The 26929-nt window shown below is 63.2% G+C and carries 28 protein-coding genes, 1 tRNA gene and 1 pseudogene; 20 read left to right on the top strand and 10 right to left on the bottom strand.

The genetic code is table 11. The features are described 5' to 3' along the window. Positions 1-87 precede the first annotated feature (87 nt). From DDQ68_RS06570 to DDQ68_RS23745, 10 genes and pseudogenes are all read left to right on the top strand, one after another. On the top strand, positions 88-708 hold the full coding sequence (locus DDQ68_RS06570; protein WP_109655586.1) for a hypothetical protein: 621 nt from the start codon (positions 88-90) through the stop codon (positions 706-708). Then, positions 701-1369, top strand: a complete 669-nt coding sequence (locus tag DDQ68_RS06565; RefSeq protein WP_109655585.1) for a hypothetical protein — start codon at positions 701-703, stop codon at positions 1367-1369. Before DDQ68_RS06570 ends, DDQ68_RS06565 begins: the two co-directional genes overlap by 8 nt. A gap of 55 nt (positions 1370-1424) precedes the next feature. Further along, positions 1425-1868, top strand: coding sequence for a helix-turn-helix domain-containing protein (locus tag DDQ68_RS23415; protein WP_211320155.1), 444 nt, complete (start codon positions 1425-1427; stop codon positions 1866-1868). Positions 1869-1903: 35 nt separating this feature from the next. Further along, a complete protein-coding gene (locus tag DDQ68_RS23410) occupies positions 1904-2515 on the top strand; it encodes an IS630 family transposase (RefSeq protein WP_245897320.1) in 612 nt (203 codons plus the stop codon). A gap of 18 nt (positions 2516-2533) precedes the next feature. Next, positions 2534-3328, top strand: coding sequence for an ABC transporter ATP-binding protein (locus DDQ68_RS06555; protein WP_245897349.1), 795 nt, complete (start codon positions 2534-2536; stop codon positions 3326-3328). 80 nt (positions 3329-3408) lie between these two features. Then, positions 3409-4356 (top strand): radical SAM protein, encoded by a 948-nt coding sequence (locus tag DDQ68_RS06550; RefSeq protein WP_109655584.1) that lies wholly within the window; start codon positions 3409-3411, stop codon positions 4354-4356. A 193-nt stretch (positions 4357-4549) separates the two neighbouring features. Beyond that, entirely contained in the window at positions 4550-4969 is a 420-nt protein-coding gene (locus DDQ68_RS06545) for a PD-(D/E)XK nuclease family protein (RefSeq protein WP_245897347.1), read from the top strand. Then, positions 4882-5847 carry an IS481 family transposase gene (locus tag DDQ68_RS06540; RefSeq protein WP_109655583.1) on the top strand — a complete coding sequence of 322 codons (966 nt, stop codon included), beginning with the start codon at positions 4882-4884 and terminating at the stop codon, positions 5845-5847. The genes DDQ68_RS06545 and DDQ68_RS06540 overlap by 88 nt, the downstream gene beginning before the upstream one ends. A 21-nt stretch (positions 5848-5868) precedes the next feature. Beyond that, a complete protein-coding gene (locus DDQ68_RS06535) occupies positions 5869-6207 on the top strand; it encodes a protease-associated domain-containing protein (protein WP_109655582.1) in 339 nt (112 codons plus the stop codon). 34 nt (positions 6208-6241) lie between these two features. Next, positions 6242-7201, top strand: a pseudogene (locus DDQ68_RS23745) (M28 family peptidase). 196 nt (positions 7202-7397) lie between these two features. Here DDQ68_RS23745 and DDQ68_RS06520 read toward each other — a convergent pair. The 5 genes from DDQ68_RS06520 to DDQ68_RS06500 all read right to left on the bottom strand — a co-directional run bounded on the left by DDQ68_RS06520 (position 7398) and on the right by DDQ68_RS06500 (position 12051). Continuing rightward, the gene (locus DDQ68_RS06520; RefSeq protein ID WP_109655579.1) at positions 7398-8717 is read right to left on the bottom strand and encodes an amidohydrolase; all 1320 of its coding nucleotides are present in this window, start codon (positions 8715-8717) and stop codon (positions 7398-7400) included. Between the two features lie 870 nt (positions 8718-9587). Then, positions 9588-10223 carry a hypothetical protein gene (locus DDQ68_RS06515; RefSeq protein WP_109655578.1) on the bottom strand — a complete coding sequence of 212 codons (636 nt, stop codon included), beginning with the start codon at positions 10221-10223 and terminating at the stop codon, positions 9588-9590. Between the two features lie 34 nt (positions 10224-10257). Continuing rightward, a complete protein-coding gene (locus DDQ68_RS06510) occupies positions 10258-10590 on the bottom strand; it encodes a hypothetical protein (protein WP_109655577.1) in 333 nt (110 codons plus the stop codon). Between the two features lie 108 nt (positions 10591-10698). After that, positions 10699-11445 carry a hypothetical protein gene (locus DDQ68_RS06505; protein ID WP_109655576.1) on the bottom strand — a complete coding sequence of 249 codons (747 nt, stop codon included), beginning with the start codon at positions 11443-11445 and terminating at the stop codon, positions 10699-10701. A 69-nt stretch (positions 11446-11514) separates the two neighbouring features. Continuing rightward, complete coding sequence (locus DDQ68_RS06500; protein ID WP_109655575.1) at positions 11515-12051, bottom strand: thermonuclease family protein; 537 nt, start codon at positions 12049-12051, stop codon at positions 11515-11517. A 70-nt stretch (positions 12052-12121) separates the two neighbouring features. Between DDQ68_RS06500 and DDQ68_RS06495 the strand changes: the two genes are divergently transcribed. Next, entirely contained in the window at positions 12122-12337 is a 216-nt protein-coding gene (locus DDQ68_RS06495; protein WP_109655574.1) for a hypothetical protein, read from the top strand. Between the two features lie 306 nt (positions 12338-12643). Here DDQ68_RS06495 and DDQ68_RS06490 read toward each other — a convergent pair. Then, positions 12644-12717, bottom strand: a tRNA-Asp gene (locus tag DDQ68_RS06490). 275 nt (positions 12718-12992) lie between these two features. Between DDQ68_RS06490 and DDQ68_RS06485 the strand changes: the two genes are divergently transcribed. The 5 genes from DDQ68_RS06485 (at position 12993) to DDQ68_RS06465 (ending at position 16982) form a co-directional block, all read left to right on the top strand. Then, a complete protein-coding gene (locus DDQ68_RS06485; protein ID WP_109655573.1) occupies positions 12993-13940 on the top strand; it encodes an acetyl-CoA carboxylase carboxyltransferase subunit alpha in 948 nt (315 codons plus the stop codon). 106 nt (positions 13941-14046) lie between these two features. Continuing rightward, positions 14047-14892, top strand: coding sequence for an MBL fold metallo-hydrolase (locus tag DDQ68_RS06480; RefSeq protein ID WP_109655572.1), 846 nt, complete (start codon positions 14047-14049; stop codon positions 14890-14892). Positions 14893-14948: 56 nt separating this feature from the next. Next, complete coding sequence (locus tag DDQ68_RS06475) at positions 14949-15746, top strand: patatin-like phospholipase family protein (RefSeq protein WP_109655571.1); 798 nt, start codon at positions 14949-14951, stop codon at positions 15744-15746. Between the two features lie 52 nt (positions 15747-15798). Beyond that, positions 15799-16371: a 1-acyl-sn-glycerol-3-phosphate acyltransferase gene (locus DDQ68_RS06470; RefSeq protein WP_109655570.1), complete on the top strand. Its 573-nt coding sequence runs from the start codon at positions 15799-15801 to the stop codon at positions 16369-16371. A gap of 32 nt (positions 16372-16403) precedes the next feature. Beyond that, a complete protein-coding gene (locus DDQ68_RS06465) occupies positions 16404-16982 on the top strand; it encodes a hypothetical protein (RefSeq protein ID WP_109655569.1) in 579 nt (192 codons plus the stop codon). 203 nt (positions 16983-17185) lie between these two features. Here DDQ68_RS06465 and DDQ68_RS06460 read toward each other — a convergent pair whose 3' ends face one another. Continuing rightward, positions 17186-17857 carry a DUF4159 domain-containing protein gene (locus tag DDQ68_RS06460; RefSeq protein ID WP_109655568.1) on the bottom strand — a complete coding sequence of 224 codons (672 nt, stop codon included), beginning with the start codon at positions 17855-17857 and terminating at the stop codon, positions 17186-17188. Between the two features lie 737 nt (positions 17858-18594). Here DDQ68_RS06460 and DDQ68_RS06455 point away from each other — a divergent pair. Continuing rightward, on the top strand, positions 18595-19707 hold the full coding sequence (locus DDQ68_RS06455) for a hypothetical protein (RefSeq protein ID WP_109655567.1): 1113 nt from the start codon (positions 18595-18597) through the stop codon (positions 19705-19707). A 42-nt stretch (positions 19708-19749) separates the two neighbouring features. On the opposite strand, the gene DDQ68_RS06450 is transcribed toward DDQ68_RS06455, so the two are convergent. Next, complete coding sequence (locus tag DDQ68_RS06450; protein WP_109655566.1) at positions 19750-20457, bottom strand: RsmE family RNA methyltransferase; 708 nt, start codon at positions 20455-20457, stop codon at positions 19750-19752. Positions 20458-20588: 131 nt separating this feature from the next. Here DDQ68_RS06450 and DDQ68_RS06445 point away from each other — a divergent pair, with 131 nt between their 5' ends. After that, positions 20589-21383: an ADP-ribosylglycohydrolase family protein gene (locus DDQ68_RS06445; RefSeq protein ID WP_245897345.1), complete on the top strand. Its 795-nt coding sequence runs from the start codon at positions 20589-20591 to the stop codon at positions 21381-21383. Between the two features lie 18 nt (positions 21384-21401). Here the strand turns inward: DDQ68_RS06445 and DDQ68_RS06440 are convergent, their stop codons facing one another. Beyond that, positions 21402-22196, bottom strand: a complete 795-nt coding sequence (locus DDQ68_RS06440; RefSeq protein ID WP_109655565.1) for a S1/P1 nuclease — start codon at positions 22194-22196, stop codon at positions 21402-21404. A 148-nt stretch (positions 22197-22344) separates the two neighbouring features. Continuing rightward, positions 22345-23976 carry a phosphoenolpyruvate carboxykinase (ATP) gene (pckA, locus tag DDQ68_RS06435; RefSeq protein WP_109658339.1) on the bottom strand — a complete coding sequence of 544 codons (1632 nt, stop codon included), beginning with the start codon at positions 23974-23976 and terminating at the stop codon, positions 22345-22347. A 341-nt stretch (positions 23977-24317) separates the two neighbouring features. On the opposite strand from pckA, the gene DDQ68_RS06430 reads away from it, so the two are divergent. Beyond that, a complete protein-coding gene (locus DDQ68_RS06430) occupies positions 24318-25223 on the top strand; it encodes an AraC family transcriptional regulator (protein WP_109655564.1) in 906 nt (301 codons plus the stop codon). A 114-nt stretch (positions 25224-25337) separates the two neighbouring features. Next, entirely contained in the window at positions 25338-26894 is a 1557-nt protein-coding gene (locus tag DDQ68_RS06425; RefSeq protein WP_109658338.1) for a peptide MFS transporter, read from the top strand. The last annotated feature ends 35 nt before the right edge of the window (positions 26895-26929 follow it).

Raw genomic sequence — 26929 nt, 5'->3', positions numbered from 1 at the left:
TAGTTGCGTGGTAGAGATGCTTCGGCTGCGCGGACGCCAGATAAAGCATGACGTTCTTCTAAAACCTCAACACCCTAAACACCACCCGTGCTCCAAGCCCTGCTCATTTCCAACGGCCTCCAGGGGCTCGAAAAGTATTTCGTGTCAAATGAGTGGGCGCATTACACTACCTGCCTCATCACCAAGGATTTCGACCCTGAGCTACTGCCCTACGACCTACTGGTAGTACCCAACGGCTCCGACCACATCGCCATGCTAAAAATCAAGGATAAAGTCCGCGCGTTTCTCGACGCGGGCCGGGCGTTGGTGTGCTGCGATGGTTTTTTCACCGCCTGGGTGCCCGGCAACCAGTGGGTGATGGATAACTCGCGCCGCACGATGGACGTGCGCTATTCCTCCGTCACCGACCGCCACCACCTGCTCGATAACCTTGATCTTGACCAGCTCAACTTCTCGCACGGCATGAGCGGCTGGTGGGCCTGCGGCTATATCCAAGCCGCGCCCGGCGCCGATGTGCTGCTGGCCGATACCTGGCAGCGCCCCATCGTGGTGCTCGACGAGGTAAGCACCGGCGGTCGGATGCTGCTCACCGCCAGTGGCCCACTAGCCGATATCACCTACGCTGGCCAGTCCGATACGGCCCTAGTGGCCCTGTACCGCAACTTTATTCACCTGCTTTCCACTTCAACCGTTCCCGCCCATGGCTAAGATAGGCTTGATTTTCAATGGCGTGTGGTCGCACTACGCCATGGCTACCGCGCCGAAATACCGCGACCTCTACCGCCTGCTCTATGTGCACGACCTCGACGCCGAAGCCGTGCGCGACCTTGACGCGCTGGCCATTCCGTTCCAATCGAACCAAGCGGTACTGACCGAGAAAAAGGACGTCATCTACGATTTTCTGGCGGCGGGTAAAAAGGTGTTTCTGGAGGGCGATTCCTCCACGGCCTGGCTCGATGCGCAGTGGGAAAACCGGCCGGTGAATAACTACTGGTGGGTGACGGACCCCACCAACCCGCCCGTGTCTGATACCAACTACGAGCACCCCGTGTACCAGGGCCTCACGCCGCGCCAAGCCTGCTGGCACACCCATGGCGTGTACACCCGCGTACCCATCGGGGCCGACATCCTCCAGACCAACGCCGGGGGCGACGTCATCACCTGGCAAACCCACCAGTACGGCGGCACCCTGCTGGCCACCACCCTCGACCCCCTCGTGGAGCACGGCGTGCAGCAAATCACGCACTTGGATAACTACGTCGACCGCCTTACCGAGTGGCTCAGCGGCGTGCACCCCACGCCGGAGCGCATGACCATCGATGCCGCCGCGTACGGTGCGGGGGCCCTAGTGGTTGAAAAACAGTACTGAGTCGGTTGGTGTTTATTCCAAAAGCACTTGCTATATGATACGGTATCGGCTGCATTTGACCCCAGAAGAACGCCAGACCCTGGAAGGCTGGCAAAAGAAATACAAAAGCCATTCGCCCAAACTGCAACGAATTCAGATTCTGTTGAATAGCGACGAACAGACTGGCCGCCGGCCGGCGGCCGACCTAGCCGCCGTACTGGGTGTCTGTACCCGAACCGTCGAACGGGTGCGCCGCCAGTTCTGCGAAGAAGGGATGGCCCTGTTTGAGCCGAAGCCGCGTAAAACGCGTTCGGACAAGAAGATAGATGGGCGGGTGGAAGCCCATTTACTGGCCCTGCTCTGCCAGACCCCGCCCGACGAGCAGCCCCGCTGGCAGCTCCAGTTGCTGGCCGACCAGCTGGTCGAACTCCAAGTGGTCGAACATATCTCGACCACGATGGTGGCGCGGCTGCTAAAAAAAACGAACTCAAGCCGTTCAACGGCCCGCAGCAGTGGGTGATTCCGGCGGAGCAGAGCGCTTCTTTTGTCTGTCAGATGGAGCAGGTACTCGACCTCTACGAGCAACCCTATGACGCAGACTATCCGGTCGTTTGCCTGGACGAGTCGCCCAAGCAACTACTGGATTACGAAACGTTTATCACCTCTACCGGCCAGCGCTGCCGCGATTCGGAATACGTGCGCCGGGGCGTGGTGGAGTTATTCGTGGCCACGGAGCCCTTACGGGGCTGGCGCTGCCTGACGGTCGAGGCCGACCACAAAGCCGCCACCTGGGTGCAGTTTGTGGCCCGGCAGATGGACTCGACCTACCGCGAGGCCAAGAAGGTGCACTGGGTCATGGATAACCTGCGTACGCACAAGCGCAGCTTTTTCTACGCCCACTTTCCGCCTGCCGTGGCCCAGGCCTATCTGCGACGGATGGACATCACCTACACCCCGGCCCACGGCTCCTGGCTGAACATGGCCGAAATCGAATTCTCCGTCCTTAGTCGCCAGGTCCTCGACCAGCCGTTCACCTCCAGCGAGCAGGTCCGCCACGTGGTAGAACAGTGGCAAGACCGCCAGAATGCGCGGCCTAAGCCCCGCAACTGGCAGTTCAAAACGGCCGACGCTCGCATCAAACTAGCTAAATTATACCCGACTAGCTAATGTTTTTCAACCACTAGTATGAGCGAGCTGCTGCAAGTAAATGCCCTCACCAAGCAGTTCGGCGGGCAACCGGTGCTGCGCGACATCGCCTTCCGCCTCGTCAAGGGCGAGGTACTGGCTGTGCTGGGCCGCTCGGGCTGCGGCAAAACCACGCTGCTGAAAATCCTGGCCGGCCTCGAAGCCCCGGATGCCGGCACCCTGTCCCTGAACGGCCAGAACCTGCTGCCCGTGCCGCCCAACGAGCGCCAGATGGTGTACCTCTACCAGGAGCCGCTGCTGTTTCCGCACCTGAACGTATTCGAGAACGTGGCCTTCGGCCTGCATATCCGCAAAGTACCCAAAGCCGAGGTCGTCGAGCAGGTACGCGCACTGCTGGCCGAGCTCGACCTGACCGAGCACGGCCAAAAGGCCCCGCACCAGCTCTCGGGCGGGCAGCGGCAGCGCGTGTCGTTCGGGAGGGCCCTCATCATCCGGCCGCGCTTGCTGCTGCTCGATGAGCCCTTCGGCAACCTCGACGCCCAGACCCGCGCCGACATGCAGCAGCTGTTTCTGCGCGTGAGCCGCCAGCACCAGATTACCTCCCTCTTCGTGACCCACGACAGCCGCGAGGCCCTCACCGTGGGCACCCGATTCGGCTACCTCGACCAGGGCGTGCTCACCAGCTTCGCTTCAGTAAACGAGTTTATCCAGGACCCACGCACCAATATCCAGGCTGAGCTGTCTTTCTGGGAATCGATTCAGCAGACTACTTTTCAGGCAAAAAATATGAACGTCGTGCTGAGCGCAGCCGAAGCACCTCTACCACGGCAGTAAAATAATCCGATGCAACGAAGCGGCAGAGATACTTCACTGCGCTCGGCATGACGTGCTGACTAGTCGTTAAATACCCATTCATGAAAACCGATTTCAACCATTGCGAGTCCGTTTACTGGGTCTTCACCCAGCTCTGCAACGATAAATGCGACCATTGCTACAATAGCTCCGGCCCGCAGGGTACCCGCATCAGCGCCCAGGACTGCCTGCGCATCGTGCGCAACCTCCCCGATAGCGTCGACCGCCTCATCCTCTCCGGCGGTGAGCCCCTAGCCGACCGCGCTAAGCTCTACTTCATTCTGGATGCCATGCGGGATAAGTACCAGGGCCGCACCCAGGTCATGCTGCAAACCAACGGCGACCTGCTCACCCCCGAAATTCTCGATTTACTGATTGAAAAAGGCGTCACCCGTTTCGACATTGCCAGCATTGACCGCTACCACAAAATGGCTGGCTCCCGTCTGATGACCTTAGCTGATATCTTCGAAAGCCGCGGCGTAAACGGCGACGACCACGACCCGCTCATCGAAAAAGACCACATGCTGGTGGCAGGCCACCGCCTGAGTTGGGGCTACTGGGGCGCTTCCGAAGACATGTGGCTGGGCGGCAACTGGGCCCGCGGCCGCGCCCTCGAAAAAGACATCTGGCTGCGCGACCCCAGCCACAACTTCTGTGCTATTCTCTCCGGTGCCCGGGGCTTCCTAGGCGGCACCGAGCTGCCCCAAGAAATCAGCATCCAGCTCTGGAAAATTAACCCCTGCTGCCCGGGTACTAAGTTCCCTCTCGGCGATGCCCGCACCGAAAAGGTGGCCGATGTGCTGCTGCGCGCCTCGAAATCCGAAATTATGCAGCGCCTCAACCAGGGCGAGCCGTGGAAAATGGGCGAGTCCATCGGCGTGACCGAGGCCCATGCTCTGGCCCGGGGTGAGGAGCTGCAGAACGTATGCCGCTGGTGCGACGAGTTTTTCGAGCAGCACCCCGAAGAAGGTCAGCTCTCGCAGCCCGCACCGGCGAAATCATCCGTTTAGCTGCCCTTTACTGGGTAGCATCTCAACCGCCGACGGCTCTGCCCAGTACCAGCGCACCGCCTAGCGCGTCCCGTGGGCACAAATTGAGGGCTTGGCCGCCGCCGTGCGCCGCCAACGCTTTTGCCGCGACCTGCTCTACCGGGGCTAGGCCGAGCAGACCCATACCGCCACCCACGAGGCCACCGGCCTCACGGTGAAGGTGCGCCCCGACCTGATGATAACCAGGGGACCCCTTTGGGGCAAAACTGGCCGCGTGGTGCTGGTGGACTTCAAAACTACCAGTGCCCAGGACTACGCCCATTTCGTCGCCACCATCGAGCAATACGACTACGACCGGCAGGCCGCCCTGTACTCCGACCTGCTGAGCGCGGCCCGCTTTATCATTATCGGTGTCCAGAAAAAAAGCCCGTTCGAGGTCTGGCAGTTCGAGCTAACGCTGGTCCAAGGCCTCATCAAGCAAGGCGCTAAGTGTATAGTCCCAGGGGAAGGGAAAGGGGACTTTTGTCGTAGCTTTCAGGCAACTCTATGGGAAAAGTACCACACGGCTGCGCCACCACAACGCCGGCAACCCGGCGCCTTATCCAGCAAAGTACAGAAGGCGTACAAACGCTAGCCAAGCGCCTGGGTCTGACCCAGGGTACCGTGCGCAAATGGCGGCGGCGTACCAGTACGGAAGAGGCCGTGCACGGCCCCAAACCGGCCTCCACTGGGCTCACCCCCGCGGAAGAGGCGGCCGTTGTACTCTTCCGCCAGCACACGCTGCTGCCACTCGATGACTGCTTTTACGTCTTACAGGAAACGATTCCGCGCCTAAGCCGTTCGGCCCTGCACCGCTGCTTCCAACGCCACGGCATCAGCCGCTTACCCCCGGCCGACGAGCCGGCAGCCGGGGCGGGCAAGGCGACCTTTAAGGCCTACGAGCTGGGCTACCTACACGTGGATTTTGCCGAAGTACAGACGGAAGAGGGCAAGCAGTATTTATTCGTGGCCATTGACCGCCCCAGCAAGCTGGCCTTCGCCGAGTTGCAGCCACAGGCCACGCAGGCGATAGCCACGGACTTCTTGCGCCGGGTCTTGCCGCAGATTCCCTATAAGGTGCATAAGATATTGACAGACAATGGTATTCAGTTTCGAAACTTACCGCATCATACGAAAGTCGGTCGCCATCCTTTCGGTCAGCTCTGCGACGCATGGGGCATCGAGCAGCGCTTTACCAAGCCCGCTCACCCCTGGACCAATGGGCAGGTAGAGCGGATGAACCGGACGGTGAAGGAGGCCACGATTAAGCAGTTCCACTATGAGACGACGGCGCAGTTGGCCAGTCACTTGCAGGCCTTTTTACTGGCTTACAACTACGCCAAGCGGCTCAAACGCTTGAAGGGCCTGACCCCGCACGAATTTATTTGTGCGGAATGGCGAAAAAATCCTACTATCTTTCATCGCGACCCAACTAAAAAACCCCTTCCCCATACACCGGGACCATACAACTAGGTAGTCCGGACGGGGCGCGAGGTGCCGAGCGTCACCCTCACCGATTCGCCCCTGGTCTTTGCGGGCTACGGCGTGGTGGCCCCGGAGTATAAGTGGGACGACTACGCCGGGCTCGACTGCACGGGCAAACCCGTGGTCGTGCTGAACGACGACCCCGGCAACGCGGGCTCCGATACGACCCTGTTCAAGGGCAAGGCCTTGACGTTGTACAGTCGGGCAGACTACAAGGCCGAGGAGGCGGTCCGTCACGGCGCCACCGGCCTGCTCGTTATCTACGACACCCGGTCGGCTTCCACGAGGACTTGGAGCTGGAAGAACGTTCAAACGGCCTTCAGTACCCCCAAGGCTCGAAGGGCCTGACCGCGGCGCCAGCAAATTGGCGCTTGGTGGCCAGATGACCCCGGACGCAGCGAAGCGCCTGTTTGCCGCCGCGGGCCAGAACTACGACGCCGCCTACGCGGCCGCCAATAAGCCGGGCTTCCGGGCCCAGCCCCTGGGGTTGACCTTCAGCACGTCCGTTCGCAATAGAATCGTCCATAAGGCGTCCCAAAACGTGGTGGCCGTGCTGCCCGGCACGACCCGGCCGCAGGAGTACATCCTCTACTCGGCGCACTGGGACCACCTGGGCATTGGGCCGGCAATTAACGGGGACTCCATCTACAACGGGGCCGTGGACAATGCCCTCGGCTGCGCCGCCCTGCTGGCCGCGGCCACGGCCTTTCGGCAAGCCACGCCACCGCCCGGCCGCAGCATCGTCTTCCTGGCCTTCACCGCCGAGGAGTAAGGCTTGCTGGGCTCGGCGTACTACGCGGCGCACCCGCTCTTCCCGCTGGCCAACACCGTGGCCGACCTCAATAGCGACGTCCTGACGACCTTGGGGCCCATGCGCGACTTCACCGTCGCGGGCTACGGCCAATCGGAGCTGGACGACTACGCCCGGACTGCGACTAAGGAGCAAAACCGCTACGTGCAACCCGACCCGGAGCCGGAACTCGGCCACTTCTACCGTTCCGACCATTTCAGCTTTGCCAAAGTCGGCGTACCGGTACTATGTGGCGGCGGGTATTACGACAGCCGCCTGCACAGCAAAGCCTCTATGGAAGAGCTGGTTAGCGAATACCATGCGAAACACTACCACCAACCCTCTGACGAGTACGACGCCCAGTGGAACCTGCGCGGCGCCGAACAGGACGTGCGCCTGCTCTTTCGCGTGGGCCAGCGCCTGACCAGCGAAACCACGTTCCCGCAGTGGAAGTCCGGCTCGGGGTTCAAGGCCATCCGCGAGAAAAGCCGGCCCGGCCAGCAGGAGCCGATGGCCCGCCTGGCAGCAGGAGCGGTGCGAGCCCAGGAATAGAAATTCCTGGTCGGTGCTCCGTGTGTCAGCCGGTGGCCCGGCGCCGGTATCCCGGGCGCGCCTCAACTAAGTAGGAGGCCGTCGAACGCGCCCGGTCGCGCTTCCCATACCCCGCCGTTTTGGTCGGTGCCGGTCCGGTTCCACAGCAGGCCCTGAGGTGTAAAGGCCCGACAGTCCCCTTTTTATTGCGGCGCTTCTAGGGCTTCTGCCCCAGGTAGTCGGCGGCCAGCGTGGCCAGCGTTTTCACGCCCAGCGTGAAGCCGCTTTCGTCCAGCACGAAGCCGGCCGTGTGGTGGTCGGCGGTGGTCGCGGGGTCCGTGCCTTTACGCATCCCGCCCAGGAGGAAGTACATCCCGGGTACTTTTTCCTGGTAAAACGAAAAATCTTCCGAACCCGTCACCGCCTTGATTTCCGTCACGTGGGCCGCCCCGCCGGCGACGGCTTGCAGCGTGGGCACCATCCGCGCCGTCAGGGCCCGGTCGTTGAACGTGACGGGATAGGCATCGGGGTCGAAGACCACATCAGCGGTGGCGCCGGCGCTCTCGGCAATGCCGGTGACCGTTCGCCTGAAGGCCGCCAGCAGTTGCGCCCGCATTTTGCTGTCCAGGGCCCGAATGGTGCCGCTCAGCTCCGCCTCGGCGGGAATGATATTGGTGCGCACCCCGCCCCGAAGAATGCCGACCGTGACCACGGCGGCATCCTGGGTCAGGTCCACCTGGCGGCTGACGAGGGTTTGCAGGGCCACGACCATCAGGGCCGCCGTCACCACCGGGTCCACGCCGTTCCAAGGGGTGGACCCGTGCGCCCCTTTGCCGTGGACTGTGACGGTGAAATCGTCCGCGCTGGCCATCATCCCGCCGGGGCGGTAGGTGAGCTGGCCCACCGGCGTCTGCGCGTCGATGTGCAGGCCGAACACCGCGCTGACCCGCGGGTTCTCCAGTACGCCTTCTTTCACCATCAACTTCGCGCCCCCTTCCTCGCCGGGCAGGGAGCCTTCCTCAGCGGGCTGAAAAATAAACTTGACGGTACCGCGCAGGTCTTTTCTGACCTGGCTCAGCACCTCGGCCGCGCCCATGAGCATGGCCGTGTGCGCGTCGTGGCCGCAGGCGTGCATCACGCCCACGGGCTGGCCCAGGTAGGTAGTTTTGACCGTGGAGGCGAACGCCAGGCCCGTAGCTTCGGTGATGGGCAGGGCGTCCATGTCGGCGCGCAGGGCCACCACCGGGCCGGGCTTGCCCCCGCGCAACAGGCCCACCACGCCGGTGTGGGCCACGCCGGTCTGCACCTCCAACCCCAGGCTTTTGAGGTGGGCCGCGACGATGCCGGCCGTACGGGTTTCTGCGTTGCCCAGCTCCGGGTGCTGATGAAAGTCGCGGCGCCAGGCAATGACCTTGGTTTCCTCGGCTTGCGCGAGCTTGGCAATGCGGGCATCGAGGGCCGCCTGCTGGGCGAAGGACGTGCCGGGCAGCCAGGCGAGCGCAAGGCCGGTAACGAAGGCGTAAGAAATTGATTTCATGGGCGAAAAGTGCGGGGGGGAGGCGTCCGGCGGGACCGGTAAGGGCCGTGGGTTAAAGCAGTTATTGGGGAGCAATATACGGGGTCGCCCGGCACCAGGAACCGAAAACAGCGGCCAGTCTTTGCCACCCCGAAAAACGGGACTATGGGGCCTCAATTCCCGTCGCTACCCTCCGAACAAGCCGTGGATGGGGGAGATAAACACAAGCAGCCGATTCGCTTGGGTAAAATCACTACTTGGTAAAAACAGCCTTGGCAGCGGTAAAACGGACGTTTTGTGCGGCACTGACCCGGCTCAAATTTCCTTACCGGGAATTTCTGCCCCAACTCTTGGGCTATCCGTAGCTCTGGGCATGCGTGGGATTGCAAAAAGGGATGCGTGCCGGGAAAAGCGAAAAAAGAAAATCAGGGGCTTTCACCGGTTCTTGCGGGAGCATCAGCACCGCGCCGCCCTTCCGCATACATTGGATTTACATTATTTGCGGGAGGCCTACCGGAATTACATCAAGCTTGGTTTATTTCCTTGGTCGGTCGACTCCAAGCCCCCCGGCTACGCGGCCGGGAATGAAGCCGGGTACTGCCCCGTGTGCTGCAATTTTTAAGCCTGGCACGAGCAACTCTGCGCGGCAACACCCACCCCATCAGCCGCGGCCCAACCCGGGGACGATTCCCCTACTGCCCTACCCCCAGTACCTACTTTGCTACCTCCGCATTCGCCATCGGCCACCGCGTGCCGCCCGTATCCAGCGCCCCAACTGCCATCACCTGGTGTGGCCAGCACCAGGAGCGCCACCCTGGCCCTAGCCTTATCGTAAAAAGGCCAGCCCCCGCAATTGCGAAAGGCCGGCCTTTGTGTTGCCCGAAAGCGTGGTTACTCCACCGTAAAGGAGTCCGTTACGAAGACGCCGGGCTGCCCCACGACTTCCGCCCGGTACTGGCGCACGCCCGTCACAAAACGAGTGCTCAGCGGGTAGCTGAACGGTTCACCGATTTGGTGCGTACCCCCGTCCACGAAGTTGTCAATAGTGATGCGCACGGCTACGGCCCCCGTGCCGCCGGTGGCCGTCACCTGCCCTTCGAGCACCGTGAAACCCCCGTCCGTCGGGTTAACGCCGCGCAGCGCGGCCCCGGTCAGGCGCAACGGCGCGGGCGGGGGCCCCGTCACTGCTTCTCCAAAAATAGCTTCGCCCGCCAGGGCCAGCCCACCGGAGGCCTCGGCTACCACGGCCAGCGCGGGCAGCGCTCCCGCCACGGGGTACGCGCCCGCCAGCTGTGCCGCCCCGGCGCCGTAGTCGTCGAAGTCTGCGGATAAGTCAGTCTGTTCGGGGTAGGCTGTGCTGTACACCTGGTTGAGCCGGGCCAGCCGGGCCAGTGCGTCGTTCAGGCGCTGCTGCGCGGCCGCCACCTGGCCCAGGCGCTTGCGCGAGTTGCGGTCGGCTTTGGCCAGAACGGCGCGGGCTTTTTTGCCGCGCGCCTTGTATTGCTTCTGATAAGCGGAGGTTGCCATAACGGATTGAGGTTAGAGTGGATAAAAGCCGGCACTACTCGCCAAATACCGCTTCGGTCGGCAGCGCGGCCCCGCGATTGCCGGCGGCCACGTCGGCATAGAGCAGCGCGTCGGCCTCCGTGGTGGCTGCTAAGTTGGCCAGTGTATCGGAGGGGCCAAAGTCCACCATGAGGTCTGTCGCCGCGGGCAGGGCCGTGCCGTAGAGCGTGTTGAGCCGCGCAATGCGAGCCGTGGCCGCGGCGTTGCTTTGCTCGGCCGCTACCAGTTGCCTGACCAGCACGCGCACCTGCTTGCCAGCTTTGGTGTAAAGGGCCAGGGCCTTGGTGGCCCGCCGCTTGTATTGTTTCTGATAGGCGGTTAGTGCCATAACTGTAGTAGTAAAGGGGCCAAAAGGCCAGTTAGAAAAACGCACAAGGGGCAAAACAAAAACGGCCGGCCGTTGCCAGCCGACCGCTTTGCGTACCCGCGCCGCCGCTTAGTCGGCGTAGACGATGGCCAGCGGGTTGCTGGCGTTGTTGTTGAGCGGGTACTGCTTGCCGTTGAGCAGCTGGTAGAAGTTCACGCCCAGCACGCCCAGCACCACGTCGTCCGCGGTCGGGGCCACCGGCAGCGTCGCTTTGATAGTCTGGTTGGTGAGCACCGGCCCGTTGAGCGGCAGGCTGCCCAGCGGCACGGCTACCGCGCCCTGCACAATGGCCCCCGTCTCGAAGTTGATGGCCGCCGAGGCCAGCACCAGCTCGAAGTGCGTGGCCCCCTGCGGGGCCGCCACGTCGGTCAAGCCGTTGAGGCTGGGCAGGCCGATGGTCAAGTCCGCGCCGGCGGCGGCCGTGGTGTACGAGCCGAAGAACACCTGGCCCAGCGAGGCCGAAGCGTTGAAGTCGAAGCCCACCAGTTCCAGGGCGTTGTCCTTGTCCATCACCCGGGCCCCGCGGTCGTTGGTTTCGTCCATCCCGACGATGGCGCGGGTCTTCTGCGTCAGGCGCGAGACCATGCGCGAGTCGCTGGCTGTACTGATGAGCGTGCGCAGCGCCGTGCGAATGAGCTTGCCGGCCGAGGCCGCCGTGCCGAACTCGCTGGCGTTTTCCCGCGTGCGGGCCCGGCTCGGGGCCGAGGCGAACGCGGCCTTGTTGCCTTGCGGCTTTTGGGAGATACTCCCGTTTTTGTTGAACACCAGGCCCCCGACGGTGCCCTGAATGCCGATAATGCCCGTTTGACGTGCCATTGCCGTAAATAAGTAAGTGGGTGAAAGAAAATGGGTGCGTTGTGGGCTGCTTGCGTTTGCGCGGCCTCGTTACCAGGGGCAGCCCGCCCCGTACCGCCGCTTGTTTTGGTAGTTGAATCGACGCCACTGGCTCGGCAGCAGTGCGTTTTCGGTCCCGCACTTCCAAAGCCCGCGCCCGCCGGCCACCGCGGCGGCCTGTTGCGCGGCGCGGCCCGCCACCCGCCGCCGCGGGTCGTAGGCCCAGGCCCAGCCGCGCACCACCAGCAGCGAGTCCAGGGCCAGGGCCAGCCCGCCGGCCACCGGCAGCCGCACCATGGCCAGCGTCCGCCCGTACAGGTCCACGCCGTGCCGCGTCAGCCACACCAGCCGCGCCGGGGCCAGCAGCCGCGACACCGAGTCGGTGGCTTGGGCCCCAAACACCTGGTCGTGCTCCGGCGCGTCCACGCCCAGTAGCCGCACGCGCACCCGCTGGCCACCCGTCAGCACGTCGTAGGTGTCGGCATCCACGACGCGCACCACCCGGCCCGCTTCCTGCCCGTGCGCCGTACCCGCCAAGAGCCCCGCCGCGGCGAGTAAAATCCCTAACCGGCCAATTGCATTTTTCATGGAACGAAGCTAGTGGGGGCCCGGCCTGAATTATCTTCGCTCTGCCCCGTTTGCCCTATTCTGCCCTTATATGCCCCCGCTTCGAATCTGCATTTATCCCAAAGACGTGGCCGCCCTGACCGGTCGCAGCTACGACGCGGCCAAGCGCCTGCTGCGCCAGGCCCGCGCCGCGGCCGGCAAGCCCGCCGGGGCCCTGCTCACCGTGGCCGATTTCTGTCACCACACCGGCCTCGACGCGCAGCAAGTCACCGCTGCCCTCAACCCGCCGCTACGCCGCGCCGCCTAAGCTCCGCTGCCGTAGCGCGAGCATGGCGGAAGCATGGTGCGAGCAGGAGAGCGGTACGCGACGCGCTAAAAAAAGACGGTCCGTTCCTAGAGTGGAACGGGCCGCTGGTTTGTCCCCTGCCACTGTCCCCTTGGGGGGCACCAGCCTAAAATCGATTCCAGAAAGCGGGACAGCTGTTACATCTTAAGCTACGGGCAGCGCAGGAACAGCCAGTAAATCTGTTCCCTGTGGCGTCCCCTAACTATTTGGCAAAAGAAAAAGGCCCTGTAAGTGAGATACTTACAGGGCCTTTTCATTAAACGGTTGCGGTCTGGACGGGACTCGAACCCGCGACCTCCGCCGTGACAGGGCGGCATTCTAACCAACTGAACTACCAAACCGTTTACCGAACCAGAAAAACCGTGTGGTTTTCTGTTTTGGTGATGCAAAGGTAGGGGAAGTAAATAGGCGTTTGCAAGCTGGGAGGCATTATTTCTCTTTGCAGCACCCGGTTTTGGAGCTTGTGGGTTGTTTTTCAGGCTCATTATTTTTTGGTAGGCGTCCCAACGGCGGATGATTTACCTTTGCCAACCGCTTTTTTGGCGGGGTAGGGCGGGCCCCTGGGTCCGTCTGCCAACGTAATAATCCGCTTCTTTTCCCATCAGCCGTGCCTGCAATGCTACTCGATTTTGAACAACCCATCGCTGCTCTCGAAGGCAAGCTCCAGGAAATGCAGCGGCTGGCCGCTGACAGCGAGGTGGATGTAGCCGATGCCGTGGCGGCGTTGGAAGCCAAAATCAAAACCCTCAAGAAGGAAACCTACGCCAACCTCACGCGCTGGCAGCGGGTGCAACTCTCGCGCCACCCCGAGCGGCCATACACCCTCGACTACATCGACGGCATGGCCGAGAAATTTGTGGAGCTGCACGGCGACCGCACCGTGGGCGACGACAAAGCGATGGTGGGCGGCCTGGGCGAAATCGATGGGCAGCCGGTAATGTTCATCGGGCAGCAGAAGGGCCACAACACCAAGCAGCGGCAGTTTCGCAACTTCGGGATGCCCAACCCCGAGGGCTACCGCAAGGCCCTGCGCCTGATGAAGCTGGCCGAAAAATTTAACGTGCCCGTCGTCACGCTCATTGATACGCCCGGCGCGTTTCCGGGCCTGGAGGCCGAGGAACGGGGGCAGGGCGAGGCCATTGCCCGCAATCTCAAGGAGATGTTCATGCTGAAAGTGCCTGTGGTGTGCGTCATCATCGGCGAGGGGGCCAGCGGCGGGGCCCTGGGCATCGCCATCGGCGACCGGGTGCTGATGCTGGAAAATACTTGGTACTCGGTGATTTCGCCCGAGTCGTGCAGCAGTATCCTGTGGCGCTCGTGGGACTACAAGGAGCAGGCCGCTGAGGCCCTCAAGCTCACGGCGACCGATATGCAGAAAGCCGGCCTGGTAGACGGCATCGTGAAGGAGCCGCTGGGCGGGGCCCACACCGACCCGGACGCTATGATTGCGACGTTGAAAAAGACGCTGCTCAAAACGATTAAGGAACTGGCCGCCGTGCCCGCCGCGGACCGCATTTCGCAGCGCATCGACAAGTTTTCGGCCATGGGCGTGGTGGTGGAATAGGGTAAGCGGGTATGGGGGTAGGTGGACGCCGCTATCAACCTTAAACCCTGTGCTCTCCACTTTTTACTTCACCGCCCCGTATCCTCCCATCCTCACACCCTAAAAAATGACTGTCCATACTATCGATACCGGTTTGTTCAAGCTCGACGGCGGCGCCATGTTCGGCGTAGTGCCCAAGTCGATGTGGCAAAAAGTTTACCCCGCCGATGCCAACAATATGTGCACCTGGGCCATGCGCGCGCTGCTCATCGAAGATGAGAATCGCCTGACGCTCGTCGACACGGGCATTGGCGATAAGCAGGACGCGAAATTTTTCAGCCGCTTCGATGTGCAGGTCGACGGCGTGCTGGACCGGTCGCTGGGGGCCCTGGGCTTTGGCCGGGCCGATATCACGGACGTGTTTTTGACGCATTTGCACTTCGACCACGTGGGCGGGGCCGTGGTGCGCCGGCCCGACGGGGCCCTGGTGCCGGCCTTCCCCAACGCCACGTACTGGAGCAACCAGGGCCACTGGGACTGGGCCACCCACCCCAACCCGCGCGAAAAAGCCAGCTTCCTGGCCGAAAACATCCTGCCAATCCACGAGAGCGGCCAGTTGCGCTTCATCGACCCCGCCGCCGGGGTGCCCGCCGGGCTGCCGTTCCGCGAGCTGCTGCTTGCCGACGGCCACACCGAGCAACTGATGGTGCCCGTGGTGGAATATAAGGGGCGCACGCTGGCGTTCATGTCCGATTTGCTGCCCAGTGCGGCCCACCTGCCGCTGCCCTACGTGATGGGCTACGATATGCGTCCGCTGGTGACGATGGCTGAAAAAGAAGCCGTTCTGGCCCGCGCCGCCGCCGAAAACTGGGTGCTGCTGCTCCAGCACGACCACCTCACCGAGGCCTGCACCGTGCAGCAAACCGACCGCGGCGTGGCCGTGGCCGAGCGCTTGCGAATCAAGGACTTATAACAGCGTTGGCTGTTAGCTTTTTTGCAAAAAAATCTGGTGGTTGAGAAGCCAACGAAATGGAAAAGCCAACAGCCAGCAGCCAGCAGCCAACAGCGAGTTTAAGCCTGGCGCTGTCGGGCGGCGGGGCCCGGGGCATTGCGCACCTGGGCGTGCTGGCGGCCCTTGATGAGCTGGCCCTGCCGGTGGGGCGGCTGGCGGGTGTGAGCTCGGGGGCCATTGCGGGGGCGTTTTACGCGGCCGGTTTTCCGCCGCGCGAGATTCTGCGGCTGCTGCTGGCCACCAACGTGGCCCGGCTCACGCGGCCGGCCTTTAGCCGGCTGGGGCTGCTGGGGCTCGACGCAGTGGAGGCACTGCTGGCCAGCTATTTGGGTTCCCGCGTGCAGTTCGAGGATTTGCAAAAGCCGCTTACGCTGGTCGCCACCGATTTAATGGCCGGCGAGTCGGTCTACCTCAGCACGGGGCCGCTGCTGCCGGCGCTACTGGCCTCGTCGGCGGTGCCCATCGTGTACCGGGCCGTGGAGTACCAGGGCCGCCAGCTCGTTGATGGTGGCCTGCTCAACAACCTGCCCGTGGAGCCGCTGCTGGCCGCCGGGGGCCCCGTGGTGGGCGTGCACTGCAACCCCGTCAACCGCGAGGCGCGCATCCCCACGCTGCGCCGGCTGGTGGAGCGCACCCTGCATCTGGCCATCAACGCCAACACGGCCCACCGCAAAACTCAGTGCGCTCTGCTGCTGGAACCGCCCGAGCTTCGCCACTTCCGCCCACTCGATTACCGCCAGGCCGCGGCGATTTTCGACATTGGCTACCGCTACGCGCTGGGCCAGGCCGCCGCCCTGGGGGCCCTGCTGGCCTGAGGCGGGCCTGCGCTCTACCTTTGCATTTCCACCCATCCCCTCGTTTTAGCCAATGCCCGCCCGCAAAACCTCTACCGTCTGGTTCTACATTGCCAAATTCGTGTTCTGGGTGTCGGGCTGGAAATTGGGTCAGCTGGCCAATCCGGAAATCAGGAAAAGTATGATGATTGCGGCCCCCCACACCAGCAACTGGGACCTGATTTACGCCCGCGCCGCGTTTTACCTGATGGACGTGGATGTGCGCTTCACCGTAAAAAAGGAGTGGACCGACCACTGGCTGCTCGGGGGCCTGGTGCGCTTGGTAGGCGGCCTGGCCGTGGACCGCAACAAGAACAATAGCCTCGTGGAGGGCATGGCCGAGCTCTTCAATGCCCATGACGAACTGGTGATTCTCATTACCCCCGAAGGCACCCGCAAGTACCAACCGCGCTGGCGCAAAGGCTATTACTTTGCCGCCCTGGCCGCGCACGTGCCTATTCGGCTGGGCTATTTGGATTACAAAAACAAGGAAGCCGGCATCGGCCCCGCCGTGTACCCGAGCGGTGACTATGCCGCCGACGAGGAAAAAATCAAGGCCTTCTACCGCACCAAAACCGGCCGCTTCCCCGCCCAGGGCGTGCGCTGAGCAAGTGCGCGGCCGGCGCTACCTTTAGCCGCATGGAAAAGGTGCAAACGCTGCTTTGGGTTGTGCTGGGCCTTGGGGCCTTCGTGTACCGCATGGTGCAAAAAATGCGTAATACCGCCGCCCAGGAGGAGCGCGAGCGGCCCCGCGCGCCGGCTGTGCCCGCACTGCCCACCGCCACCTTTCAGGAGCTACTGAAGCAGATGCAGGCCCGCAACGCCGACGAACCCGGGGTCCCCCGGCCGCCCGTTACTAGCCAGTCTTTGCCCGCGCCCGCCAGCCCGGCGGCCCGCCCCAACACGCTGGGCGGCCGGCCCATGCCCGTAGCCCGCCCGCAAGAGCGCCGCCCGCGCCGCCCGCTGCGCCGCCTCACCTCGCTGGAAGCCCCGGCTACGGCCCGCCCCATGAGCCCGGCTACGCCCGTGGTGCAGCGTGGCGCCAACCTGCCCCGCGCCGTAGTATTGGCTCAGCCCGACGCCACCTACCGGCCGTTTGGGGCCCCCGCGCCGGCTGCGGAAAGCACCGGCGCCGCCGTGCGCCGCCTGTTGACTCAGCCCGCCAACGTGCGCGCCGCCTTTGTGCTCAGCGAAATCCTGAACCGCCGGCCTTGGTAGCTGGTTTTAGTTGTTCGTTGTCAGTTGTCAGGGAGGCAATCAGGCCGTCATGCAGAGCGCAGCGAATCATTTTTACTGCGGCAGTAAACCCAATTGATAGGAATACTTATGCGTTAGAGATGCCTCGCTGCGCTCTGCATGACGGCCTGATTGCCTCCCTGACAACTGACAACGAATAACTGATAACTAAAGCCAGGCCTCGGCTAGTCCTGCGTGAGGGCGTAGCTCACCAGGTTGGCGCCCATGCGCAGGGCGGCGTCGTGCACGGCGGGCGAGTCTTCGGGGTAGGTGCCCACGTCTTCCCAGCCGTTGCCTAGGTCGCACTCGAAGCTGTAGAAGCAGACAAGCCGGCCCTTGTACACCAGGCCGAAGCCCTGGGCGCGCTTGCCATCGTGCTCGTGCACCTTGGGCAGGCCCCGGGGAAATGGATATTTCTGGTGGTAGATGGGGTGGGAGTAGGGCAGCTCCACGAATTCCAGCTCGGGAAACACCTTCTTCATTTCGGGCCGGATAAACTTGTCGAGCCCGTAGTTGTCGTCAATGTGCAGGAAGCCGCCGCCCACCAGGTAGCGCCGCAGGTTCTGGGCCTCGGCGGCGGTGAAGCTCACGTTGCCGTGCCCCGTCATATGAATGAACGGATAATCAAGCAGTTCCGGCGCGTCCAGCTCCACGGTGGCCTCGTCGGGCGCGATGTTGGTGTGCAGCGTCTGGTTGCAGAAGCTGATAAGGTTGGGCAGACTGGTTTTATTGGCGTACCAGTCGCCACCGCCGCCATAGTGCAGCTTGGCGATGCGGAAACTGGGGGCCCCCGGCGCCGGCGCGGCGGCCGTGGTGGTAAAAAGGAGGGCGGCAGCGAGGAGGAAGTGGCGAAGCATGGTAGTGGGAGAAGGAAAGCGGGCCTGGATGGCTTGCTAAGGCCGCGCCGGACCCGAAAGTTCGGGAAACTGGCCGGCCCAGCCGGCGGTAGGGCCCCGGGCGCAAAGTACCATCGGCTGGCCCGGTGGTACTTTGCGCCCGGGGTTTCATTTTGCCCCGGCCAGCCACGGACCTAACCAACGACAACTTGCGACGTTTTCTGTAAAGCACGGGCCGCATCGGGGGGGGCGGTAGAAATTACCAGCGTTTTTACCCGGAAAGCCGTTGAAAAGCATCAGTTCCTGCTGTTGCACAGCGCCCTTAAGCCAGCGCCGAGGTTATAGCGCGGACCTTGTAGTCTGCGTCCTCGTATCCTTAAAATCATTCTGGTGGCGCAGGAACGCGGGCTACAAAGCCCGTGCTACATCCTGCTGCGAGCAATTGCCCCGCCTTCGTATTCAAGCGCTTGGGGCCCCGGGGCTCTTGGCGTAGAACGTCGTTGGCCTCGGCTCGCTCCTCAACATTGTAGTAAATGCCGTGCTGTCGGCACCCACGCCCTTCCAGCGGTTTGCCTTTGGGCAGCCCAACGTAGCCATTTTGTATCTACCATTCGTGTTCCTGCCCGGGTGCGTGGCGCCCTTGGTGCTGCTGGCACATTTGGCCCCCATCCGGCAGTTGGTGGCACCTGCGCCGGGGCTTGCGGCGGGGGCGCGGGGCGTAGCTTGCGCCGCCCATCCGCCTATTTCCCCAATAACTCATGGAGTTCAACAGCAAAAAACTGGAACGTATATCGCGCTTCGTATACTACCTTATCTCGTTGGTGCTGTGCTTTTTCCTGATTTCATTATCCAATAAAATCATCGATGACCTGGGCCTTGCCGCTGCCCCGCTGGCGGTGGAAGAATTTGCCGACCAGCGGGCCGTTGCGGCCCTTGATGCGCGAAAAGAAGCATTGGAGGCCGGGATAGCGGCGTTGCACGACCGCAACGCCACCGTCGAAAAAACCCTCGCCACGGCCCAACAAAATTACCAAGACGAAAAACAGTCGTTCGACAACTGGATCAAAACCCGCAAAACGCTCGGCACGCCCAGCAAAGACCAGGAAGTGGTGGATCGGGCCCGGAGGCTGGACGGCTACTACCAGGTGGAGCGGGCGTGGCGGGCGCAAGTGGCCGCGCGCGAAGACAGCGCGGCGGCCAAAACCAAGCTGTTGCAGAAAAACGAGGCGCTGGCCGAACAGGAAAACCAACGGACCCAGGCCCGCTACGAAACCGCTGCCAAAGGCCACGAACTGAAAGTATTTCTCATCCGGCTCCTGTTTGTGGGGCCCATTCTGACGCTGGGTATTTTCTTTTTTTTGCGTTTTCGCAAGGATAAGTTTTGGCCGCTGTACTTCGGTTTCACGCTGTTTTCGCTCTTTGCTTTTTTCGTTGGCCTCGTGCCGTATTTGCCCAGCTACGGGGGCTACGTCCGCTACACTGTAGGCATTGCCCTCTCGGGCGGGCTGGGGTACTACGCCATCAAGCGCCTGCGCATCTACTTGGATATGAAGCAGGAAGAGCTGAAAGCCTCTTCCCAGGAACGGGCCAAAAACGTGCAATTAGGCGCGGCAGAAAAAGCCCTGGACGACCATTTTTGTCCTTCCTGCGGCAAAGATTTTATTCTCAAAAAGTGGGAAGTTCCGGTGAAGAACAGCCCGCCGGAAAACGCCATGCCCGTGGCGGATTTCTGCCGGTACTGCGGCCTGGACCTGTTTGCCGACTGCTACCGCTGCGGGCACAAAAATTTCGTGCACCTGCCCTTTTGCGCTGCTTGCGGCGCCCGGCCCAAGCTGGTGGCGGCCAACGAAACGCCGGGCGGCGGCGCTTAGGGCCCCGGGGCCCTAAGCGCCGCCGCCCGGCAAAAATCCAGGCTACCTCTCCCGCACCAGCTGCGCCGTGAATACGGCCGCCAGCGCCGCCGTTTCGGTGCGCAGCCGCGAGGGGCCCAGCGTGACGGGCCGGATGCCGCGGCCGAGCGCCAGCGCAATTTCCTCGGGGGTAAAGTCGCCCTCGGGCCCGATGAGCACGCAGCAGCCGGGGCCCGCGGCGGCGACTTGCGCCAGGGCCGTGCGCTCGCCCTCCTCCAGGTGCGCGATGAAGGTGGTGGCGGCCTCGGCAGCGGCCACGAAAGGGGCGAAATCCACCAGTTCATCCAGCTGCGGCAGCCACGCCTGGCCCGACTGCTTGAGGGCGCTAACGGCGATTTTCTCTAGGCGCTCCAGCTTCAGTTCGCGGCGCTCGGAGCGGGCGCAGCGCAGGAAGGAAATGCGCTCCACGCCGACTTCTACGGCCTTTTCGACGAACCACTCCATGCGGTCGAGATTTTTGGTGGGGGCCACGGCCACGTGCGTGACGTAGGAGCGGGGCAGCACGGCCTCGTGGGCGGTGAGGCGCAGCTGGCAGCGCTTGGGGTTAGCATCGGCCACCACCGCCTGGTAGCGGCCTCCGCGGCCGTCCACGAGGGCCACGGGGGCCCCGGATCCCAGGCGCAGCACGCGCACGGCATGCTTGCTTTCCTCTTCGGAGAGGGTGTAGGCCGGTTGGCCGGGGTGCAGGTCGGGGGCGTAGCAGGTCAGCATGGGGCGCAAAGATCGGCTGCTTTGGGGCCCCGGCGCGCGAGAAACCCTGGCGGTCCGTCCGCTACTTTTGGCGCCTGTGCTACCACCTGCTGCTACCCGGGCCGCCTTGCTGGGCCTGACTGTGGGTGGGCGTGCCCGTTGAGTTCCGAAGCCGCGAGGAGCGCCGCCGCGACCCCGTAGCTACTATGCGCGCCCACGGCACGCACAACCAGCCGGCCGGTACGTGGTCCGACGATGCCTCGCTCACCTTTTGCTTGGCCGAAACCCTGGCCCGGCCCGGGGGCCTGCTGGGGCCCCCGGACTTGGCAGATTTTGCTCGCCGGTGCATCAGTTGGCTGGACCACGCTTACTGGACGGCCACCGCCGAAACCTTCGACGTGGGTAACGCCACCCGCGCCGCCATCGGCCGGCTGCGGCAAGGGGTGGCGCCAACCCAAGCGGGGCCCCGGACGGCGCTCGACAACGGCAACGGAGCGCTGATGCGGATCCTGCCGCTGGTTTTTCACCAAACCTGGCGGGCCGAACCCCTGGATTTGGATGCCGCGGCCTACGCCCAAATGGCGGCAGTGGCCAAACCGTGGCTGTGCCAGGGCCGCAACCCCGCGGCGGTGGAGGAAATCCACTACCGCCGCGTGCTCAACGGTACCTTGCCCGCGCTGCCCGAAGCCGAAATTCAATCCCCTGGCTACGTGGTGCACATCCTGGAAGCAGCGCTGTGGTGCCTGCTTACGCACGCTACCTATGCCGCCACGGTGCTGGCCGCCGTCAACCTCGGCAGCGATACCGACACGACCGGGGTTGTAGCGGGCGGGCTGGCCGGCCTGGCGTACGGGGAAGCGGGGCTTCCCGCGGAGTGGCTGGGCCCCTGGCGCGCCGCGCCGACATTGAGGCGTTGGCTAGCCGCTTGTCGGCCGCCAGCTAGCTAAACGGCGGACCCGGGCGCGCTATTTCAGCGCGTCATTCAGTACGGCGGCTAGGCGCAGGCCGGCTTGCTGGATGCGCCGCTGCACCTGGGGCCCGTGCGCGGGGTAGTAGCGGTAGTCGAAACCGGTGGGGTTTTGGGCGGCTTCGGCGTAAATCTGCTCGCTGAGCTGGTACGATTCCCAGAGCCACTGGGCCACATCGTCGCGCTGCCACTGGCGCTGCTGGGCCTTGGGTACGTCGTCGTACTGCTGGCCCATTTCGGAGTAGCTCAGGCCCTGGTAATCCAGCAACCCGCTGTCCCAGAGGCTGTGGAGGTTGGTTTCCTTGCCGCGGTAGGTGAGCTTGATGGCGTTGCCGCCCTTGTCTTCGAGCCGGCCGGCGTGCATGGGCTGGTGCACGTCGCCTACGAGGTGAATGACGAACTTCAGGGCCACTGCCCGGTCGGCCCTGGGTCTGGCTTTGTCCTTCAGGATGGTAATATTATCCAGCAGCGCGCGGTAGGCGTTGGGGAGGGTCTGGGCCTTCAGGTCCTGTACGTACTGGTCGTGGCCGAGGCCGCCGGGGCTGTTCACGTAGTGCCAAGCGCTGGTGCCCTTGAACTCCGGCACGGGCGGGTATAGAACCTCGTCGGCCCAGGTGCTTACCAGCGTCACGGTTTCGGTACCTAGCAGTTCGTGCACCGCGCGGCGCGCCTGGCTGGTGAGGTGGTGCTCGGCCAGGCGGCCCACGGCGCGGTGGCCTTCCACGCCCCAGGCCCACAGGCGGGCGGGCGCAAGCAGTAACAGAAGCAGCGGCAGGAAACGAAAACGCGTCATACGAAGAGGAAAGCTCAAAATTAGTGCAGCCGGGGCCCCGGCGCCCGCCCATAGACCGCGCCCACGGCCAGGGGTTGCGCCAGGCACCAAAAAACCCCGGCTGCGTGAGCGCCCGGGGTTTTTGAGTAAGTAGGTAGCGGCCAGGAATCTATACCCCTGCCGACGAGCGGGCCTGGGGGGCCCCGGCCAGGATTTCTTCGCTGGCAAAGTCGGCGTACTTCTTGAAGTTGGCCACGAACTTATCGGCTAGGGAGTTGGCAGTGCGGTCGTAGGCGTCCTTGTCGGCCCAGGTACGGCGTGGGTCCAGGATTTCACTCGGCACGCCGGGTACGGCCCCGGGCACCATCACCCCGAATACGGGGTGGGGGGTGAATTTTACCGTGTCGAGCTGGTCGGTGAGGGCCGCCGTAATCATGGCGCGGGTGTAGTTTAGTTTCATGCGGTGGCCGGTACCATAGGCGCCGCCGGTCCAGCCGGTGTTGATGAGCCACACATTCACGTCGGGTTTTTCGTCCATTTTCTGGCCCAGCATTTCGGCGTACCTGGTGGGGTGCAGTGGTAGAAACACTGCACCGAAGCAGGCCGAAAACGTAGTTTGTGGCTCGGTGATGCCCATTTCGGTGCCAGCCACCTTGGCCGTGTAGCCCGACATGAACAGGTACATGGCGTGGCTCTTGTCAAGCTTGCTGATGGGGGGCAGCACCCCAAAGGCGTCGGCGGTGAGGAAGAAAATGTGCTGCGGGGCCCCGGCCACCCCCGGCTCCACGGCGTTGGCAATGAAGTCGATGGGATAGGCGGTGCGCGTGTTTTCGGTCACCGATTTGTTGGCGTAGTCCACGGTGTGGGTGCCGGGCACGAAGCGCGTGTTCTCCACAATGGTGCCGAAGCGGATGGCTTTCCAGATTTCGGGCTCCTTCTCGCGGCTCAGGTCAATGACCTTGGCGTAGCAGCCGCCCTCGAAGTTGAACACCTCGCCTTCGGGCGTCCAGCCGTGCTCGTCGTCGCCGATGAGGCCGCGGTTGGGGTCGGCCGAAAGGGTGGTTTTGCCCGTGCCCGAGAGGCCGAAGAAGATGGCCGTGTCGCCCTGAGGCCCCACGTTGGCCGAGCAGTGCATGGGCAGCGTGGCGTGCTGGTGGGGCAGCAAGTAGTTCAGCACCCCAAAAATGCCTTTTTTCATCTCCCCGGCGTAGCCCGTGCCGCCAATCAGAATCATCTTTTTGGTGAAGTTGATGACGGCGAAGTTGGCCTGGCGGGTGCCGTCCACGGCCGGGTCGGCGAGGAAGCCTGGGGCGCAGATGATGCTGAAATCGGGCAGCCAGCTGGTGTCGGCGCCTTCCTCGGGGCGCAGGAACATATTGTAGCAGAACAGGTTGTGCCACGCCATCTCGTTCACCATGCGCAGCCGCAGCTGGTAGGCGGGGTGGGCTCCGGCGTAAGCGTCGCGCACAAATACTTCTTTGTCGGCCAGGTAGTCCACCATTTTCTGGTGCAGCTGGTCGAATTTCTCCGGCGCAAACGGGATGTTGATGTCGCCCCACCACACGCTGCTTTCCGTGCCGGCGTCCCGCACGATGAAGCGGTCCTTGGGCGAGCGGCCCGTGAACTGGCCGGTGTCGCACATCAGGGCCCCGGTGTCGGTGAGTTCGCCTTCGCCCCGGCGCAGGGCGTGGTCAACCAGCGCGGCGGGCGGCAGGTTGAGGTGCACGGCCCCGGTGGTGGCGCCAAAGCCCAGTGGCGTTAAGCGGTCGGCGGCAGCGGGCGAGGAGACGGACGTTGGCATGGGCATGATAGAAAAATGGGTGGGACGAAATTAGGTTGGGAAGGATGATACGAAATGTCCTGGGTGCCGGGGGCCTAAAAAAATATCTGGCGGGGAAGGCTCCGGCGGCCAAGCGGCTGGCAAGGCTTGTGGCCAGTAGAAATACCTTGTAAACAAGCAGTTTATGTCCGAAGACGGTAGTGGAAACGGGCAGTTGAGGGGCGCTTTTGAAAGATGACAAAGGTAGCTGGGACCCCCAGTCCCGTACTGAAACAATTCGCAGCATTACCAGGACAAATCATACCTTGCGGATGAATTTCATCGGTTTGCGGTAAAAAACTACTATTTCCTCCCAACCAGCCATGCCCCAGGCAATCGCGCGCTACAATGGCATCTACGGCGACCACCAGGCCGGCGTCAGCTACGACTACCTCCAGAGCCAGCTCATTGCGCCCCGCCAGCGCCTCACCGATTGGGGCCTGAAGCCGCACCTCCACGGCAACCTGTTCCAGGTATTTTTCCTGGAAGCTGGCCGCGCCGCCCTCGAAACCCCCGCGCAGTTGGCGCTGATCACGCCCTGCGTGGTGGTCATCCCGGCGGGCACGGTGCACGGCTTCACGTTCAGCCCGCAGGTGCGGGGGCGCACGCTCACGCTCTCGGAAGGCCTGCTCGACACCATTTTGCAGGCCACGCCCGACGTGCTGGTGGAGCTGAACGCAGTGCACGTGCTGGCCGAGTTCAGCGCCGAGGTGCCCTTTGCCGATCTACTGGCCCTGGCCCAGCAAATCCACGCCGAAACCCACGCCGACCTGCCCGGCAAGCAACTCGCCCTGAACGGCCTGTTCAAACTGCTGTTTGTGAAGTTGTTCCGGCTGCTGCACCACAACCGCCGCAAGGCCGCCAGCCCGAACAGGGCCCTCCACTACTTCCGCGAGTTCCAGAAGGCCATTGCCCGGGCCGCACCCTTCGAGAAGAAAATCGCCGACTTCGCCCAGGAGCTGAAGATTACGCCCGTGCACCTCAACCGTATCTGCCAGGCCGTGAAGGGGCGCACGGCCCTGCAAATTGTGCAAGCCCACACCCTGCGCCGGGCCCACAACTACTTGGTGTACACGTCGCTCGCGGTGTCGGAAATCGCCTACGAGCTACAATTTGTTGATCCCGGCTACTTCACGCGCTTCTTCCGCAAGCAAACCGGCCTCTCGCCGGGGGCCTACCGCGCCCGGGCCTACCAGGCCGCGGGGGCCCCGGCCGCCGCCCAGCTCTAGCGCCGCGGCCCCCGCGGCCCGACTGCCAAAACATGCCTAGCTTTACCCATCCCGTACTGCCGGCTATTTGCGGTGGCCGGCGGCACGGCCTTTTTCCACTCCTATACCTACTTTATGCAACCTGCTGCTGCCCAGCGCGCGCAAGCCATTCCGGCTTCCACCAGCCACCCCAAGGGGCTGTACCTGCTGTTTGCCACCGAAATGTGGGAGCGGTTTAGCTACTACGGCATGCGGGCCGTGCTGGTGCTGTTCCTCACCGATGCCATGCTGATGGACAAGCCGTTCGCCTCGAAGTTCTACGGCGGCTACACGAGCCTGATTTACCTCACACCGCTCATCGGGGCCTACATTTCCGACCGCTACTGGGGTAACCGGCGCTCTATTCTGGTCGGCGGCTTGCTCATGGCCGCGGGGCAGTTCATCCTGTTTGCCTCCGCCAGCAGCTACGGGCCCGTCGCCACGCACGCCGCCAGCCACTGGCTGCTGTACCTGGGCCTGGGCGCTATGATTGTGGGCAACGGCTTCTTCAAGCCCAATATCTCGTCGATGGTCGGCTCGCTCTATACGCCCGGCGATTCGCGCAAAGATGCGGCCTACACCATTTTCTACATGGGCATCAACCTGGGCTCCCTCATTGGCAACACCATTACCAGCCTCATCGGCGACACGGGCCACGCCAACGATTTCCGCTGGGCCTTTCTGGCCTGCGGCATCGCCATGACCGTGGGCACCGTGGTATTTAACTGGGGCAAAAGCAAGTATCTCCACACGCCCCAGGGTCAGGCGGTGGGCACCACGCCGGCCCACTCGGGCGGCATAAATGGCATCTATGCGCTGCTGCCGGTGCTGCTGGTGCTGGTGCTGGGCGTGCTGTACCTCGATTCGGCCAAATTCCCCACTATTGCCCCGCTGCTAGCCGTGGCAGTGGTTGGCATTGCCTACATGATTTTCAGCGACAAGTCCCTTTCCAAGGCCGACATCCAGGGCGTGCTGGTCATCTTCGTGGTGTCGTTTTTCGTAGTGTTCTTCTGGGCGGCGTTCGAGCAAGCGCCGGCTTCGCTCACCTTCTTCGCCAAGGAAAACATGAACCGCACGATTTTTGGGTTCACGCTACCGCCCAGCATTTTCCAAAACCTCAATTCGATTTTCGTCATCTCTGGGGCCCCCATCATGGCCCTGCTCTGGACGGCCCTGGGCCGGCGCGGCAACGAGCCGCCCTCGCCCGTGAAAATGGCCATCGGCCTGCTGCTGCTGGCCGTTGGCTACCTGGTGATGTGCTTCGGGGTGAAGGACTTGCAGCCGGGCGTGAAGGTGAGCATGTTTTACTTAGTCGCCCTGTATTTCTTCCACTCCTATGGCGAGCTGTGCCTGTCGCCCATCGGCCTGTCACTGGTGAACAAGCTGGCGCCCGTCAAATTCGCCTCGCTGCTCATGGGCGTGTGGTTTTTGGCCAACGCCGCTGCCAACTACCTGGCTGGCTACATGAGTAGCCTCTACCCCGACCCCAAGTCCACAGCCCCCGCGCCGGTGCTGCTGGGCTACCACATCAATAATTTGTACGATTTCTTCATGGTGTTCGTCGTGTCGGCTACGGTGGCGGCCGCCGTTTTGCTGCTAATCAGCGGTAAGCTGGTGAAAATCATGAACGCCCGCGAGGCCGAAGCGGCTTAGCCCCGCCATTGGCGCATTAAGTAGTCGCGCAAAAG

The organism is Hymenobacter nivis (genome assembly GCF_003149515.1).
In the GTDB taxonomy this organism is placed as follows: Bacteria; Bacteroidota; Bacteroidia; order Cytophagales; family Hymenobacteraceae; genus Hymenobacter; species Hymenobacter nivis.
Note: the sequence above shows the minus strand (reverse complement) of the source record. Positions and strands in the feature narration are given on the sequence as shown.

Excerpts from the sequence above, each read along its gene's own strand:
- DDQ68_RS06480 (WP_109655572.1), top strand. The coding sequence starts at position 14,047 with ATGACTGTCCATACTATCGATACCGGTTTGTTCAAGCTCGACGGCGGC.
- DDQ68_RS06440 (WP_109655565.1), bottom strand. The coding sequence starts at position 22,196 with ATGACGCGTTTTCGTTTCCTGCCGCTGCTTCTGTTACTGCTTGCGCCC.
- DDQ68_RS06470 (WP_109655570.1), top strand. The coding sequence starts at position 15,799 with ATGCCCGCCCGCAAAACCTCTACCGTCTGGTTCTACATTGCCAAATTC.
- DDQ68_RS06555 (WP_245897349.1), top strand. The coding sequence starts at position 2,534 with ATGAGCGAGCTGCTGCAAGTAAATGCCCTCACCAAGCAGTTCGGCGGG.
- DDQ68_RS06455 (WP_109655567.1), top strand. The coding sequence starts at position 18,595 with ATGGAGTTCAACAGCAAAAAACTGGAACGTATATCGCGCTTCGTATAC.
- DDQ68_RS06510 (WP_109655577.1), bottom strand. The coding sequence starts at position 10,590 with ATGGCACTAACCGCCTATCAGAAACAATACAAGCGGCGGGCCACCAAG.
- DDQ68_RS06460 (WP_109655568.1), bottom strand. The coding sequence starts at position 17,857 with ATGCTTCGCCACTTCCTCCTCGCTGCCGCCCTCCTTTTTACCACCACG.
- pckA (WP_109658339.1), bottom strand. The coding sequence starts at position 23,976 with ATGCCAACGTCCGTCTCCTCGCCCGCTGCCGCCGACCGCTTAACGCCA.
- DDQ68_RS06500 (WP_109655575.1), bottom strand. The coding sequence starts at position 12,051 with ATGAAAAATGCAATTGGCCGGTTAGGGATTTTACTCGCCGCGGCGGGG.
- DDQ68_RS06475 (WP_109655571.1), top strand. The coding sequence starts at position 14,949 with ATGGAAAAGCCAACAGCCAGCAGCCAGCAGCCAACAGCGAGTTTAAGC.
- DDQ68_RS06485 (WP_109655573.1), top strand. The coding sequence starts at position 12,993 with ATGCTACTCGATTTTGAACAACCCATCGCTGCTCTCGAAGGCAAGCTC.
- DDQ68_RS06465 (WP_109655569.1), top strand. The coding sequence starts at position 16,404 with ATGGAAAAGGTGCAAACGCTGCTTTGGGTTGTGCTGGGCCTTGGGGCC.
- DDQ68_RS06505 (WP_109655576.1), bottom strand. The coding sequence starts at position 11,445 with ATGGCACGTCAAACGGGCATTATCGGCATTCAGGGCACCGTCGGGGGC.
- DDQ68_RS06550 (WP_109655584.1), top strand. The coding sequence starts at position 3,409 with ATGAAAACCGATTTCAACCATTGCGAGTCCGTTTACTGGGTCTTCACC.
- DDQ68_RS06565 (WP_109655585.1), top strand. The coding sequence starts at position 701 with ATGGCTAAGATAGGCTTGATTTTCAATGGCGTGTGGTCGCACTACGCC.
- DDQ68_RS06430 (WP_109655564.1), top strand. The coding sequence starts at position 24,318 with ATGCCCCAGGCAATCGCGCGCTACAATGGCATCTACGGCGACCACCAG.
- DDQ68_RS23410 (WP_245897320.1), top strand. The coding sequence starts at position 1,904 with ATGGAGCAGGTACTCGACCTCTACGAGCAACCCTATGACGCAGACTAT.
- DDQ68_RS06540 (WP_109655583.1), top strand. The coding sequence starts at position 4,882 with ATGGGAAAAGTACCACACGGCTGCGCCACCACAACGCCGGCAACCCGG.
- DDQ68_RS06520 (WP_109655579.1), bottom strand. The coding sequence starts at position 8,717 with ATGAAATCAATTTCTTACGCCTTCGTTACCGGCCTTGCGCTCGCCTGG.
- DDQ68_RS06450 (WP_109655566.1), bottom strand. The coding sequence starts at position 20,457 with ATGCTGACCTGCTACGCCCCCGACCTGCACCCCGGCCAACCGGCCTAC.
- DDQ68_RS06515 (WP_109655578.1), bottom strand. The coding sequence starts at position 10,223 with ATGGCAACCTCCGCTTATCAGAAGCAATACAAGGCGCGCGGCAAAAAA.
- DDQ68_RS06495 (WP_109655574.1), top strand. The coding sequence starts at position 12,122 with ATGCCCCCGCTTCGAATCTGCATTTATCCCAAAGACGTGGCCGCCCTG.
- DDQ68_RS06425 (WP_109658338.1), top strand. The coding sequence starts at position 25,338 with ATGCAACCTGCTGCTGCCCAGCGCGCGCAAGCCATTCCGGCTTCCACC.